The organism is Cupriavidus sp. UYPR2.512 (assembly GCF_000379565.1).
Classification (GTDB): Bacteria; Pseudomonadota; Gammaproteobacteria; order Burkholderiales; family Burkholderiaceae; genus Cupriavidus.
Map to the genome: position 1 here is coordinate 1 of NZ_KB903209.1, position 13,029 is coordinate 13,029.

Genomic DNA, 13,029 nt, shown 5'->3' on the forward strand with positions numbered 1-13,029 from the left:
GATTTGAGAAAGCGGCGGCTGATCTGCCATTCGCGATGCTTGGAGTGGACTCGGACAACGACAGTGCGTTCATGAACCAGAGCGTCTTCGACTACTGCAAGGGACGCGGCCTTGTTCAGACGCGTTCGCGAGCCTACAAGAAGAACGATCAGGCCTGGGTGGAGCAGAAGAACGGCGCCGTCGTGCGGNGGCTGGTCGGGTATGGCCGGCTGAGCGGTGTCGATGCCAGGAACGCGCTGGCGCAACTGTACGCGTCATCGCGGTTGTACATTACAGTAAACAAAACAGCCTCCTCGATTCCCGGGGTGATTCACTGCTGGCGTCGGCCAATTCAGGGAAAACGAGGGTGCGGAGCATCGCCTTGATGGGCGCTAGCGGGAAGATCGAGCCGCCACTCATCTCGACGACGAACGCAGCCAGTAATGCTTGCGATCCCGGGCACCCGCATATGACCATCTGGTGAGATTATGTTTGTCCCCAGCGCTCCGTCCACCCCCGTCCCCTACACATGCTGCGTTTCGATGCCAAGAAAGCCTAAGCTGAATTTGCTTGCCACAGCGGGGGCGCAAGCGCCCGGCCATAAGCTGCGCGGCACCTGTAAGCTGCCGAGGATCCATCTTGCTGCGGCATGTGCCGTTGCGCTGCTTTCAGCCGCAGAAGCGCAACCGCCGGCATCCGCCGTGGGTACCGAAACCTCCCCGACAGCAAACACCCGCCCCGCTGAGAAGTTTGAAGGCAGGAAGCGCGAGCGAAGAAAGGAGAGGGAAGAGCAGCGCCAGCGGGAAAGTCAGGAAGCCGGCAAACCAGAGCGCAAGACAGACTGATATCGCCCGCGTCAGCTAGGTTTGTCCAAGTGCCAGAATTTGGCGACCAGAGGATGTCGCGCGAAAACCTCACACCCACCAACCGCGCTCGAGAAACCGATTGCGCGGCAACGCGCCGGTTTGGTATCCTTCGCCCCGTCTTCATCACAGGGTTTTCCCCATGGACTGTTGTTCTAGTCGGCCCAAAGCCGAACTCTGAGCGGCTAGTCAGTCAAGGCGACATCTCGCCACTGCCTAGCCGATAGCGGCGGGTAGTGGCATCCGAGCGGGTTCTCTGCACGGCCATCTCCCGATTTTTCGTTTGCGACCTGCACCTGCAAGGACAGTGCTGGGCGAAGTCCGCCCCCGCCTTGGTGTTCGTGCACCGTCGCGCCGAGCCTACGCGCGCCTACAGAAGCGCGTGAGGGAGGGTTCATGTCGTTTGTTACCTATCTTCAGCTTGCCTTGGCTGCCCTGACCATTTTTAGGGGAAGCTGTTGGCCACGCCGTCTGCGCGCGGTGATCTTTTTGCCGCTTTTTGTCCTGGGTATTACGCCGTTGCGCGCTCAGGAGGCGGGTCGCACCGTCGATATCGCTCAAGCAGCCACCCCGGCGGAAGATCTTTTTGCTTTTCATGGGCAGGCTACGTATGTCTGGCAGCGCAAGCCTTCCTTTGGTGCCGCGTATTCCGGGGAACACAGCCTTGGCACGGAACGCGCCAAGAGCTATTCGTTCACCAGTACGCTCGATCTCGGGCTGCGTCTTTGGCAAGGCGCGGAATTCCACTTCAATCCCGAGGTCTCGCAGGGCGTGCCGTTCTCTGGCCTGCATGGCCTGGGCGGCCTGACCAACGGGGAGTTGGCCAAATCGTCGGGTCCGAATCCCACTTTCTATCGCGCCCGCGCGTTCGTCCGCCAGACGTGGGGGCTCGGTGGCGGGGAGGAAAAGCTCGAGGCCGACTTCAACCGGTTCGCACGGACTGTCGATAAGCAGCGCGTCGTGCTGACCGCCGGCAATTTCAGCGTGCTGGATGTCTTCGATGTGAACCCCTATGGCTCGGACCCGCGCACGCAGTTCATGAACTGGTCATCGCTGACGCATGGCTCGTTCGACTATCCCGCCGACGCGCGCGGCTACGACTGGGGCCTGTCGCTGGAGTACATCGGCGATGGCTGGTCTGCACGGATCGGCCGCTTCCTGCAGCCGCTGGAATCCAACGGGCTTGAGCTCGATACCCGGATGTTTGAGCACTACGGGGACATGCTCGAGTTGGAGAAACGGTACAGCCTGGCTGGCCGGCCCGGGCAGGCGCGCCTGCTGCTTTGGCGCAACAAGGCCAAGATGGGCAAGTTCAGCGACGCGCTGGCGTTCGGGCGCGCCAACGGCGTGACACCGGATGTGGCAGACGTGCGAGCCGAGCATGCCAAGATGGGCATCGGCGTGACGTTGCTGCAGGAGGTTAATGACTCGCTCGGGGTGTTCTTCCGCGCGAATATGTCAGATGACGAGACCGAAACCTATGCCTTTACCGAAATCGGCAAGCAGGTCGCCGGCGGTGGTACGCTCAAAGGCAAGGCGTGGGGACGTCCCAATGACGAGCTTGGGGTGGCTGTGGCCGTGAACATGTTGCGGTCCCCGCATCGGGACTATCTGGCGGCCGGCGGCCTGGGCGCCTTCCTGGGCGACGGCGCGTTGCGCTATGGGTCCGAGCAGGTGCTGGAAATCTACTACAGCCTGCAATTGCTGAAGGCCTTCAGTATCAGCCCGGATTTCCAGTACATCCGCAATCCTGGCTACAACCGGGATCGTGGCCCCGCCAAATTCTTTGGCGTGCGCTTCCATGCGGAATTCTGAGCAACGCCTGTTGCCCTAACCCTTTCTCAGGAGGCGCCATGGATCCCGACCCTGGCTCGCGGCAACGCCGGCGCTGCACACGTCGATTGGCATGAGTCCTTCCGCGTCGCGTTGAACGCGCGGTGTGGCGGCCGGCCCTGACAATTCCCCCCTTTTATTTCATCACCGGTCAAACTTTGTCTGTCGGCAATGACCGGCCAATCAGGGAGTTCGTCATGAACTTTGGTTTCCTGAAAACACTCTACGGCGCTTTCCTGCGCACGCGCCGGGTCACACACCATTTCCGCCGACTGGCCCTATTCGAGTCGCTGGGCGAGCCAGGTCCGTCGCGGGCCATGCCTGAGCACCTGACACGCGACCTGCAGCGCGCGGCCAAGGATGATGTCGCTGCCGTGCTGGTTCACCTGCGATCGCACGAAGACGGCTTGACCGGTGCGGAGGCGGAAGACCGCCTCAAGCGAGTCGGCCCTAACGAGGTCGATCATGAAAAGCCCCTGCCAGCCTGGCTGCATCTGTGGCACTCATATCGGAACCCGTTCAATCTGCTGCTGACGGTGCTGGCCGCGATTTCCTACGTGACCGAGGACATCAAGGCCACGATCGTGATCGGCACGATGGTGCTCTTGTCCACGCTGATCCGCTTCGTCCAGGAGCGCCGCTCGAACCAGGCCGCGGAAGGGCTCAAAGCCATGGTCAGCACCACCGCGACGGTGGTGCGGAGAGACCTGGCTGCCCAGATTGCCACCACCAGTGCCCAGTTCTTCAACGTGCAACTGCATTCGAAGCCGCCCGCCAAGATCGAGGTGCCGCTGCGCGAACTGGTGCCCGGCGAGATCGTTGCGCTGTCGGCCGGTGACATGATTCCTGCCGACTGTCGCATCCTCGTCGCCAAGGATCTGTTCGTCAGCCAGGCGGCGATGACCGGGGAATCGCTGCCGGTGGAGAAGTTCGCCGAGCGGCGCCATCATGCGGTGAGCCCGCTGGAACTGAGTAATATCGTCTTCATGGGCACCAACGTCGTTTCGGGCGCCGCCACTGCGGTGGTGCTGGAAACCGGCAATCGCACTTATTTCGGCACGCTGGCTGCGCGTGTCACGGCCACTGACCGTACCGTGACGGCCTTCCAGGCCGGTGTGAACCAGGTGAGCTGGCTGCTGATCCGCTTTGCCCTAGTGATGGTGCCCATCGTGTTGCTCGTCAACGGCTTCACCAAGAGCGACTGGATGGAGGCCTTCCTTTTCGCTCTGTCGGTGGCCGTCGGTCTGACACCGGAAATGCTGCCGATGATCGTCACCTCGACACTGGCCAAGGGCGCGGTGCTGCTGTCGCGCCGCAAGGTCATCGTCAAGCGGCTTGATGCCATCCAGAACTTCGGCGCCATGAATGTGCTGTGCACCGACAAGACCGGAACCCTGACGCAAGACAAGATCGTGCTGGAGCGCCATACCGACGTGCTTGGACATGTGTCGGATGAGGTGCTCAAGCACGCCTATCTGAACAGTTATTTCCAGACGGGCCTGAAGAACCTGCTGGACCGTGCCGTGCTGGAGCACGTCGAATTGCAACACGAACTGCGGCCGGTACGGGACTATCGCAAGGTGGATGAAATCCCGTTCGATTTCCAGCGCCGACGCATGTCGGTGGTTGTGTCCGAGCGTGAGGACCACAACGAGTTGATCTGCAAGGGTGCGGTCGAGGAGATCCTGAGCGTGTGCACCCGGGTTCAGGTCAACGGGGCGATGCACGCCCTCGATGACGTGCTGCTGGCGCAGGTACGCCAGGTCACGCATGACCTCAATGCGGAGGGCCTGCGCGTGGTCGCCGTGGCCATGAAGGAAACGCCGCCGGGCCTGACCACGTACAGCGTGGCCGACGAATCCGACCTGACGCTTGTTGGCTATATCGCCTTTCTCGACCCGCCCAAGGAATCGACCGCGCCGGCCCTGAGGGCCCTGGCCGCGCATGGTGTCACGGTAAAAGTCCTCACCGGGGACAATGAACTGGTGACCGCCAAGATCTGCAAGGAGGTCGGCCTGGCCATCGCGGGAGTGTTACTGGGCGACGACATTGAAAAGATGGACAGTCCTGCGCTTGGACGTGCCGTGGAAACGCACAACGTATTCGCGCGCCTGTCACCGCTGCACAAGGAGCGTCTCGTACGCGCGCTGCGCGCCAATGGCCATGTCGTCGGCTTCATGGGCGATGGCATCAATGACGCTCCGGCCTTGCGTGCGGCTGACATCGGCATCTCCGTCGACAGTGCAGTGGACATCGCCAAGGAAGCGGCTGACCTCATTCTGCTGGAGAAGAGCCTGATGGTGCTGGAAGAAGGCGTGATTGAGGGGCGTCGCACCTTCTGCAACATGCTCAAGTACATCCGCATGACGGCCAGTTCCAATTTCGGAAACGTCTTCTCCGTCCTGGTCGCGAGCGCCTTCCTGCCGTTCCTGCCGATGCTGCCCCTGCAACTGCTGGTGCAGAACCTGCTCTACGACATCTCGCAGATCGCAATCCCATTCGACAAGGTGGACGACGAGTTGGTGGCCAAGCCTCTGCAATGGAACCCCGGCGATATCGGCCGTTTCATGCTGTTCTTCGGCCCGATCAGTTCGATCTTTGACATCACCACGTACCTGGTGATGTGGTTTGCCTTCGCCGCCAACACGGTTGGCAAGCAGTCGCTGTTCCAGTCTGGCTGGTTTGTGGTGGGGCTGCTCACCCAGACCCTAATCGTGCATATGATCCGCACGCCCAAGCTGCCTTTTGTCGAAAGCCGCGCGGCATGGCCGCTGATTGTGATGACCGGGCTGATCATGGCACTCGGTGTCTTCCTGCCGATGGGACCGCTGGCCGGATACTTCAAGCTGCAAGCGCTGCCGCTGAGCTATTTCCCATGGATGGTTGGCATCGTGCTCGGGTATGCGCTGTTGACTACTCTCATGAAGCGCTTCTATATCCGCCGCTTCGGCTGGCAGTAGCGACTGCCGCTGACCTCGCCGGCGCCGACACACCAGCATGCGGTGTGACGGTGCTGTGACATGAGGATGACATTTTGAGAAGATAAAACCGTACGATCTTGAACCGGCTCACTTGCAAATATGTCCCTCGAAGCTATCCACAACATCAATCTGGATTCGCTGTTCGACACCGGCATCAGCCTCACGGCGGCGTTCGTGCTCGGCGCGGTGATCGGCTACGAGCGGCAATACCGGCAGCGAACCGCTGGATTGCGGACCAATGTGCTGGTGGCGGTCGGCGCCGCGATCTTCGTCGACATGGCCAACCGGCTGGCGGGGCATGACGGCGCCGTGCGCGTGGTGGCCTATGTAGTGTCGGGCATAGGCTTTCTTGGCGCCGGCGTGATCATGCGCGAGGGGGGCAATGTCCGCGGCCTCAATACCGCGGCCACGCTCTGGGGCTCGGCGGCGGTGGGTGCCAGCGCCGGCGCGGACCTGATCCTCGAAGCAGCGCTCGGCTGCCTGTTCGTGCTGGCAGCGAACACGCTGTTGCGCCCGGTGGTCAACCGCATCAACCAGCAGCCGATCGATACCCCTGCCGTGGAGGTCACCAACACGGTTTATCTCATTGCGCCGCGGCAACGCCAGAAGGAGGCGATGCGTTTGCTGGAGGATGCACTGGAGGGTAGCAATCATCCCACCCGTGACCTTGTGGTCCATGCCTTTGGCACCGACGATGTGGAAATCGAGGCGGTGCTCATGGCGACATCCGTCGATGGCGACGAACTCGATCGCGTCGTCGCGCAACTGACCGAGTCCGACGCCGTCAGTCAGGCGTTCTGGAGCCCGAGCACTACCGAGTGAGGCCGTGCTTTGCTACTACGACAGAATGACCGATGTCCATTCGTGATCGGGCCGCACGAACGCTACGTGCGGGTCTCGAGGTGCCTTCACGCCAACTAAGCAGGCCCAGAAACTGGCGCTGCTAAACGGCGCCGAAGACATCGAGCTCACTTTGGCGGGCATCCCCTTCAAGTAAGGTCAGTCTTGCAGCAGCCGTTCTAGTGCGAATGGCGGTGATGGATATCCGGGTAGTGTGGGTGTTTGTGGACGATCGGCTCATGCCGGTGACGATGGCTGTGCGGCTCGCTGTCGTCCCAGCCAAAATTATGTTCGTGCTGGTGATGATCGACGCAGGTTCACTAGTGTAGCGTTCTGTTCTTGATGGAACGTATATAAATTCGGCGTCTCCAATGCCCACACTGCGACACAGCGTGGAGAGAGTGAGTGCGAGTTGCCCCCGAGATCATGTTGACCGACGAGGAGCGAACCAATTTGACGAGGCTGGTTCGGTCGAAGCTCACGAGCGTGAGGCTAGCGCAGCGCGCACGCATCGTGCTACTGGCCGCCGACGGAATGCAGAACAAAGACATCGCCGAGCAGTTGGGAGTCGGACGCGTGCAGGTCTCGCGTTGGCGTGAGCGGTATGCGCAATCGGGGCTGGCCGGTATCGAACGCGACTTGCCGCGCGGTGCGCCGCCATTGAAGGTGGATACTGCTGGTGGAACTGACCACACAGAGCAAGCCCGAAGCAGCCACGCACTGGAGCACGCGCAAGATGGGCGCCGAGTTGGGCGTGAGCGCCAGCACCGTCATGCGCCATTGGCACGCCCACGGGTTGAAGCCGCACATCGTGCGCGGCTTCAAAGTGTCGCGCGATCCGAAGTTCGTCGAGAAGCTTGAAGACATCGTTGGCCTCTACATGTCGCCACCCGAGCACGCGCTGGTGCTGTGCTGCGATGAGAAGAGCCAGGTGCAGGCGCTGGATCGCACACAGCCTGGGCTGCCGATGAAGAAGGGGCGCGCCGCCACCATGCCCACGATTACAAGCGCAATGGCACGACCACGCTGTTTGCCGCGCTCAACGTGCTCGATGGCCAGATCATTGCCCAGTGCCAGCAGCGCCACCGCCATACCGAGTGGTTGAAGTTCCTGCGCAAGATCGACCGCGAGACGCCCAAGGACAAAACGCTGCATCTGATCGCCGACAACTACGCCACCCACAANCATCCTGCGGTGCAGGACTGGCTGGCCAAGCATCCGCGATTCAACATGCACTTCACGCCCACCTCGGCATCATGGCTGAACATGGTCGAGCGGTTCTTTCGCGACATCACAACCGAGCGACTTNGCCGCGGCGTATTCACCAGCGTGCCGGAACTGGTCGACGCCATCAACGAGTACATCGCTNACCACAACACCAACCCCAAGCCGTTCATCTGGACCAAGAGCGCTCGCGACATCCTACAGAAGGTCATTTGCGCCAACCGCCGCTTAAGTTCCGGCTCGTCGGGGAAATCTGTGGGTAGATTGAGGCGATTTACGAGGAGCAAAGGGAGCGATAGAGCAGATGTGGCCACTTCAATCTTCGCGTAGTGGGTTCGCCCCCTGCACGATCACGGCAATGGTCGGCTGCATGCCGGCGCCAGCCTGCCGAGGCTCGCAATTGCCAGCTGTCCCATTTGCGCCCCATATACGTCCGGCACGCATTGAGGAATTCTTGCAAGACGGACGTACGAAGCCCATGGGCAGCCCGACACAGAATGCCCGAGGCGCCCGCACAGTGTGCAATAGCTGTTCATGGCAATGTCCTTCCCAGAGTGTTTCTAAGTCCAGTATCGTAAGGGCGCCCCCCTATTGCCATCAGGGGGTGCTGATTATGCTGTCGGTGCCCTGGCGCGCGGTTTGTCCGGGCCAGCCCTCTGTTCCCGTAGGCAAATACCGCAGGCCTGTCAGTACTGCCTGATAGCGGTCGACATCCCAATTTCGCGTCGGGTTTCGCGGCAAACTTGCACGCTTGGTGCAACGAACGACTACGAGGCAAGCAAGGCGTGGCTGACGCCGCACGAGTCGCCTGTGGTCCTATCGCCGGCCCTTGCTGGGCAAGACTCGCCAGTTCTTACGTCTTCGGCGCCAAGCGGTCAGCGCCAAGCCAAGTCGAGCGCGGTCTCCTAGGAGTCTGAGCGGCAGACAGGATTGAGCCGTCGGCGTTGGCGCCACATCGGGCGGCGTCAACGCCGATTGCAGTTTTGCTCGCCAATGCGTGCGTAAATAGCGCTTACCCGGTGGCGAAATCAGGCAAAGTTGCCCCCTTGCGGGCTTACGCGGGCGTCATTTTCGACATTCTGCGCAGGTTCAGCGCCGCGCAGACGAGTTTCCACTCGGCCTGGGCCTTGGCCAGTCCGCGCATGCTGAATTGTCGAAATCCGAGAACGCTCTTTACCCAGGCATTCGGCGGTTCGGACAGCCATTTGCGTTTTCGATAGGCCGCCCGAGTTTGCGTAGAAGTAAACTTTTCTGCCATCGCGGCGCATAGCGGGCGCTTCCGGGCATCGACCTTCACATCTTTCTTGCCCTCGCGTCCGGGCGCCACGATCAGCTCGGCAGGATGCTCGCGCAACTGTTCGAACGTCGCCTCCGAGCGGTAGCCCGCATCGGCAAGGACTTGCCCGGGGGCGGCCCCGGCGTCGCGCGCTACCGCCGCCAGAACGATCGGCAATTGTCCGCTGTCGGCAGCACAGTTACCCAGTTCGGCCGCGACGATGATGTGGGCCGTGTCGTCGACAGCAGCCTGGGCATTGTAGGAGTAGTCGAAGCCGCCGCCGGCATGCTTCATGATCCGGCTTTCCGGGTCGGTAAAGCTCTCCTGGGCGTCGGGCTTGGGCTCGCCGAATTTGTACTTGAAGCGCGACTTCTTTTTCGGCTTGTCGCCGCCATCCGGCGGCGTGTCGTCGTCGCTACGACCACGCGCAATATCGGCCTGGCGCTGACGCTCTTCCAGACGCGCGCGCGCAGCACGGATGACCGCAAGCCGGTCCTCGCGCCGCGTGATCCCAGCTGGAATATCGAGCTCCGGCTCTTTCTTCCCGGCGTCATCGGCCAGCTTCGCTTTTGCCAGCAGCGCATCGATCTGCTCTTTGAGTTCCAGCTCGGCCTTCTTCATCCGCTCGTAGCTCATCGCCTTGTGGCGCGACGCATTGGCCTTGATCTTCGTGCCGTCAACGGCAATCGTCCCGATCTTGACCAGTCCGCATTCCTTCGCCAGCTTCACCACCTGCACAAACAGGTCCGACAGTTCCTTCAAGTGAAAGGCGCGAAAGTCACAAAGCGTGCGATGTGCCGGATAGTTGCCCGCCGCGAGGACCCGGAACGCGACATCTTCATGCAGCTTCCTGGCCAGCTTGCGCGACGAGAACACGCCGGTCGCATAGCCGTACACGAGCACCTTCACCATCATCGCCGGATGAAACGGTTGATTGCGCGAGCCGCCGCCTGCATACCGCGCATGGAAGGCTGACAGGTCGAGCGAATCCACCGTGTCGCTGATGTAGTAGGCGAGGTGCCCTTCGGGCAGCCAGTCTTGCAGCGCGTGGGGCAGCAACATCTGCTGCTGCTGCGGCTCGTATGGGAGATAACTTGTTGGCATCTCCTGACAACGTTTACCCGGCCCGGCCGGATGACATCAGATTTCTGCCGCGCACTCTCCTAGCCGCACGAACATCCGGCGTGAGCTAATTCAAGGCGAGGACTTTGCTGTTGACGCGAGCATCATCAACGCATCCGCGCTTGCAGAGCATCCATTTCTTCCAGCAGGTCGGCCACCAAAGCGGCAAGTTCCGGTATGGCGTCAAAGTCACGCTCCAACTGCCGCATGCGCCGCGCCCGTAGCAGGCTGGCGCTGGAAAACCGCCAGACGCCAGCGACACTTACGGCATGGGGGAACAAGCCCTCATCTACATGCCGCATGAGCCACTCGGGTTCTACCATGCAGGCTGCCGCCACCTGCTCCAGAGTCAGCCAAGCATCGTCCATCAGGTAGGCGATGAGAACGTCGTCATCAGACATGGGTCAGGCTCTCCTATCCGGGCGCGGATTAAAGGCCAATTCCCGCGCCATGGTTTCATAAAGCTCTCGCGCCTTTGGGGTGTTTGCCGGCGGCAACACCACCTCGATGTCCAGCAGCAGATCGCCCGGTGGATTAGCGGGAATGCCCTTGCCACGCACACGTAGTTCGCTGCCGCTCTGGGCGCCAGGGGGAATGCGCACCTTCAGTTCGCCCCCTGGTAAATCGATGGGCACCACCGCCCCCAGCGCCGCCTCCCATGGCGCCACCGGCAGGGTGAGGTGTAGATTGTGCCCCTTCACTTTCAGTCGGTCGTGCGGATTGAAATGCACCTCCAGAAAAAGATCCCCCGCCGGCGCGCCGCCCATCCCCGGCGCCCCCTGCCCGGCCAGACGGATGAGCTGACCTTCGCGCACGCCTTTGGGAATTTTCACACTGAGGGTCCGGCTCCTGAGCTGCACCACGCCTTGGGAGTCCATGCTTGGCAAGCGCAGCGAAAGTTGACGGGTGGCGCCGGTAAAGGCGTCTTCCAGGTCCAGCAGCACCTTGGCGTGGTGATCCACGCCGCGTGACTGGAAGCTGCCACCGTGTGCATCGAAGCCGCGGTGTCTGCTCCTGACATGGCCAAACAGCTCGGCGAAGAAGTCGCTGAAATCGGCCTCTTCCTGGGGCGAGAAGCCCCGACTGGAGAACTCGAAGCCGGTGTCCCAGTCCGGCGGCGGACGGAACTCCTGGCCGGGCTGATAGCCTCGCCCCAATTGATCGTACGCGGCGCGTTTGTCTGGGTCGGAGAGCACGGCGTAGGCCTCGTTGAGCTGCCTCATGCGCGGTTCGGCATCCGACTCCTTGGAAACGTCCGGATGGAACTTGCGCGCGAGCTTGCGGAACGCCTTCTTGATGTCCTCCGCCGTGGCATCGCGTGCCACCCCCAGCGTCTTGTAGTAGTCGTGGAACTCCATGCGTGGTCCCCTTTTTCGGTCTCGAGGGCTGCTCTCCTCCCCCCGAAGAGTGATGCCGAATATCAGTCAAATCAAGATCTTGAAATCCCCAAGCGAAGCCTTACCATTGCAACCGGGGGCGTCAGAGTATGTGGCGCCCGCGCGAAAGCGAATGGAGGCAAACATGATGTATCGATCGTTGTTTCCCCGTGACATATTCTCAGAGCTGGAACGCCTACAGCGCGAGTGGCAGCAGCCATTCGAGCTGTCTCCCAGCATTCGCGGTCGGGTCAGTTTTCCGGCCATGAATGTAGGCGGCACACCCCACTCGGTGGAAATCTACCCTTTTGCCCCTGGCGTCGATCCGGCCAGCATCGACGTGCAGCTGGTGAAGAGCGTGCTGACCATTGTCGGCGAGCGCAAGTCCGATCTCCCCGATGAGGACGAGCAAACCTCCGTGCATATCGATGAACGCTTCGCCGGCCGCTTCCGCCGTGTGGTGAGCCTACCAAACGACGTGAATCCCAATGCGGTGCAGGCCAAGTACCGCGACGGCGTGCTGCACATCAGCATACAGCGCCTCGAAGCCGCGCAGCCGCGCCAAATCAACATCCAGTGAGCGAGGAGGATCTGGCCATGAGCGAAAATACTGCTGTCACCAAGCAAGCCGACACTGGCAGCACTGAAGCGGCCCTGATGCCCCCAGTGAATGTGTACGAGGACGCTGCAGGCATCACCCTGTACGCCGACGTGCCGGGTGTGCCCAAGGACAAGCTGGTCGTGCAGGTGCAAGGCGATACCCTGACCATCAAGGGCGAAGTTGTCCTGGATCTGCCGGAAGGCATGGAAGCCAGTTACGCGGAGGTCTCCCTGCCCCATTACCGGCGCGTGTTCACGCTATCCAAGGAACTAGATCCCGAAAAGGTCGTCGCCGAGTTCAACCACGGCGTGCTCAAGCTGCGCATCCCGAAAGCCGAATCCGCGCAACCGAGCCGCATTGAGGTCAAGGTGGCGTGATCTAAGCCGAGCGGGTCGTGGGCTCACCCATGGCTGGCCACACGTAAGAGGGCAAACCGGAATCGTTGAAAGAAAGTCCCGGTTTTCGCCCCTTTGAACAGGTGAGGGCCGACAATGCGACTGATCGAACTGGATGAACAACAGGACTTTCTTGCGACCTTGCAGCGTAATGGTCTGGCAGCAGATGATTTCGAACTCCTGGAAACGGATACGACTGACCCAAAAGGCGACGAGAACTTCGGCTTACAGGGCTACGTCACGGTAACCAGACGATCGACACAAGTTACAAGGGAATACCCCATCGGCTATGAAACCGATTGGGTTCAGCATTTCAGGAAAGATCTCGACACCGGCATCTTCGATAAGTCCGTGCTGTGAAATAGGACTAAGTATTCACGAGAAACGGATTTCAAACTTTGAGCCGTAGCCGGAGAGGAGATTTTCGATCTCGGTATCGATGGTTTCTTTGGTCCATGTGACGAAGCGTCGCCAGTGGTACTTGGCATGTTTCCAGACGATTTCAATCAGGTTGAGTTCGGGGCTGTAAGGCGGCAGAT

General features: G+C 61.0%; 10 protein-coding genes and 3 pseudogenes. 8 read left to right on the forward strand and 5 right to left on the reverse strand.

The genetic code is table 11. The features are described 5' to 3' along the window. The 4 genes and pseudogenes from A3A5_RS40105 to A3A5_RS0136945 all read left to right on the forward strand — a co-directional run. Positions 1-365: pseudogene (locus A3A5_RS40105) on the forward strand (hypothetical protein); the annotation flags it as partial. 873 nt (positions 366-1,238) lie between these two features. Continuing rightward, complete coding sequence (locus tag A3A5_RS0136935; RefSeq protein WP_232431581.1) at positions 1,239-2,657, forward strand: carbohydrate porin; 1,419 nt, start codon at positions 1,239-1,241, stop codon at positions 2,655-2,657. A 215-nt stretch (positions 2,658-2,872) separates the two neighbouring features. After that, on the forward strand, positions 2,873-5,635 hold the full coding sequence (gene mgtA / locus A3A5_RS0136940) for a magnesium-translocating P-type ATPase (protein ID WP_018315454.1): 2,763 nt from the start codon (positions 2,873-2,875) through the stop codon (positions 5,633-5,635). A gap of 120 nt (positions 5,636-5,755) precedes the next feature. Then, positions 5,756-6,478 carry an MgtC/SapB family protein gene (locus A3A5_RS0136945; protein ID WP_018315455.1) on the forward strand — a complete coding sequence of 241 codons (723 nt, stop codon included), beginning with the start codon at positions 5,756-5,758 and terminating at the stop codon, positions 6,476-6,478. A 197-nt stretch (positions 6,479-6,675) separates the two neighbouring features. Here the strand turns inward: A3A5_RS0136945 and A3A5_RS42775 are convergent. Then, positions 6,676-6,804, reverse strand: a pseudogene (locus A3A5_RS42775) (EamA family transporter); the annotation flags it as partial. A 97-nt stretch (positions 6,805-6,901) separates the two neighbouring features. Here A3A5_RS42775 and A3A5_RS42780 point away from each other — a divergent pair. After that, a pseudogene (locus A3A5_RS42780) lies at positions 6,902-7,957 on the forward strand (IS630 family transposase); the annotation flags it as partial. Between the two features lie 817 nt (positions 7,958-8,774). Here A3A5_RS42780 and A3A5_RS0136960 read toward each other — a convergent pair. From A3A5_RS0136960 to A3A5_RS0136970, 3 genes are all read right to left on the reverse strand, one after another. Next, complete coding sequence (locus A3A5_RS0136960) at positions 8,775-10,100, reverse strand: IS1182 family transposase (protein ID WP_026201503.1); 1,326 nt, start codon at positions 10,098-10,100, stop codon at positions 8,775-8,777. 125 nt (positions 10,101-10,225) lie between these two features. Continuing rightward, positions 10,226-10,519 carry a chaperone modulator CbpM gene (locus A3A5_RS0136965; RefSeq protein ID WP_018315461.1) on the reverse strand — a complete coding sequence of 98 codons (294 nt, stop codon included), beginning with the start codon at positions 10,517-10,519 and terminating at the stop codon, positions 10,226-10,228. A 3-nt stretch (positions 10,520-10,522) separates the two neighbouring features. Further along, positions 10,523-11,476: a DnaJ C-terminal domain-containing protein gene (locus A3A5_RS0136970; RefSeq protein WP_018315462.1), complete on the reverse strand. Its 954-nt coding sequence runs from the start codon at positions 11,474-11,476 to the stop codon at positions 10,523-10,525. A 163-nt stretch (positions 11,477-11,639) separates the two neighbouring features. On the opposite strand from A3A5_RS0136970, the gene A3A5_RS0136975 reads away from it, so the two are divergent. The 3 genes from A3A5_RS0136975 to A3A5_RS0136985 all read left to right on the forward strand — a co-directional run bounded on the left by A3A5_RS0136975 (position 11,640) and on the right by A3A5_RS0136985 (position 12,850). Then, complete coding sequence (locus tag A3A5_RS0136975) at positions 11,640-12,074, forward strand: Hsp20/alpha crystallin family protein (protein WP_026201504.1); 435 nt, start codon at positions 11,640-11,642, stop codon at positions 12,072-12,074. A gap of 17 nt (positions 12,075-12,091) precedes the next feature. Continuing rightward, on the forward strand, positions 12,092-12,472 hold the full coding sequence (locus A3A5_RS0136980) for an Hsp20/alpha crystallin family protein (RefSeq protein ID WP_018315464.1): 381 nt from the start codon (positions 12,092-12,094) through the stop codon (positions 12,470-12,472). A gap of 114 nt (positions 12,473-12,586) precedes the next feature. Beyond that, complete coding sequence (locus A3A5_RS0136985) at positions 12,587-12,850, forward strand: hypothetical protein (protein ID WP_018315465.1); 264 nt, start codon at positions 12,587-12,589, stop codon at positions 12,848-12,850. A 15-nt stretch (positions 12,851-12,865) separates the two neighbouring features. Here the strand turns inward: A3A5_RS0136985 and A3A5_RS45935 are convergent, their stop codons facing one another. After that, on the reverse strand, positions 12,866-13,027 hold the full coding sequence (locus tag A3A5_RS45935) for a transposase (RefSeq protein ID WP_369797860.1): 162 nt from the start codon (positions 13,025-13,027) through the stop codon (positions 12,866-12,868). Between the last annotated feature and the right edge of the window lie 2 nt (positions 13,028-13,029).

What these genes read in the sequence shown, in the direction of transcription:
- A3A5_RS0136980 (WP_018315464.1), top strand. Translation starts at nt 12,092, where the DNA reads ATGAGCGAAAATACTGCTGTCACCAAGCAAGCCGACACTGGCAGCACT.
- A3A5_RS0136945 (WP_018315455.1), top strand. Translation starts at nt 5,756, where the DNA reads ATGTCCCTCGAAGCTATCCACAACATCAATCTGGATTCGCTGTTCGAC.
- A3A5_RS0136965 (WP_018315461.1), bottom strand. Translation starts at nt 10,519, where the DNA reads ATGTCTGATGACGACGTTCTCATCGCCTACCTGATGGACGATGCTTGG.
- mgtA (WP_018315454.1), top strand. Translation starts at nt 2,873, where the DNA reads ATGAACTTTGGTTTCCTGAAAACACTCTACGGCGCTTTCCTGCGCACG.
- A3A5_RS0136975 (WP_026201504.1), top strand. Translation starts at nt 11,640, where the DNA reads ATGATGTATCGATCGTTGTTTCCCCGTGACATATTCTCAGAGCTGGAA.
- A3A5_RS0136935 (WP_232431581.1), top strand. Translation starts at nt 1,239, where the DNA reads ATGTCGTTTGTTACCTATCTTCAGCTTGCCTTGGCTGCCCTGACCATT.
- A3A5_RS0136985 (WP_018315465.1), top strand. Translation starts at nt 12,587, where the DNA reads ATGCGACTGATCGAACTGGATGAACAACAGGACTTTCTTGCGACCTTG.
- A3A5_RS0136960 (WP_026201503.1), bottom strand. Translation starts at nt 10,100, where the DNA reads ATGCCAACAAGTTATCTCCCATACGAGCCGCAGCAGCAGCAGATGTTG.
- A3A5_RS0136970 (WP_018315462.1), bottom strand. Translation starts at nt 11,476, where the DNA reads ATGGAGTTCCACGACTACTACAAGACGCTGGGGGTGGCACGCGATGCC.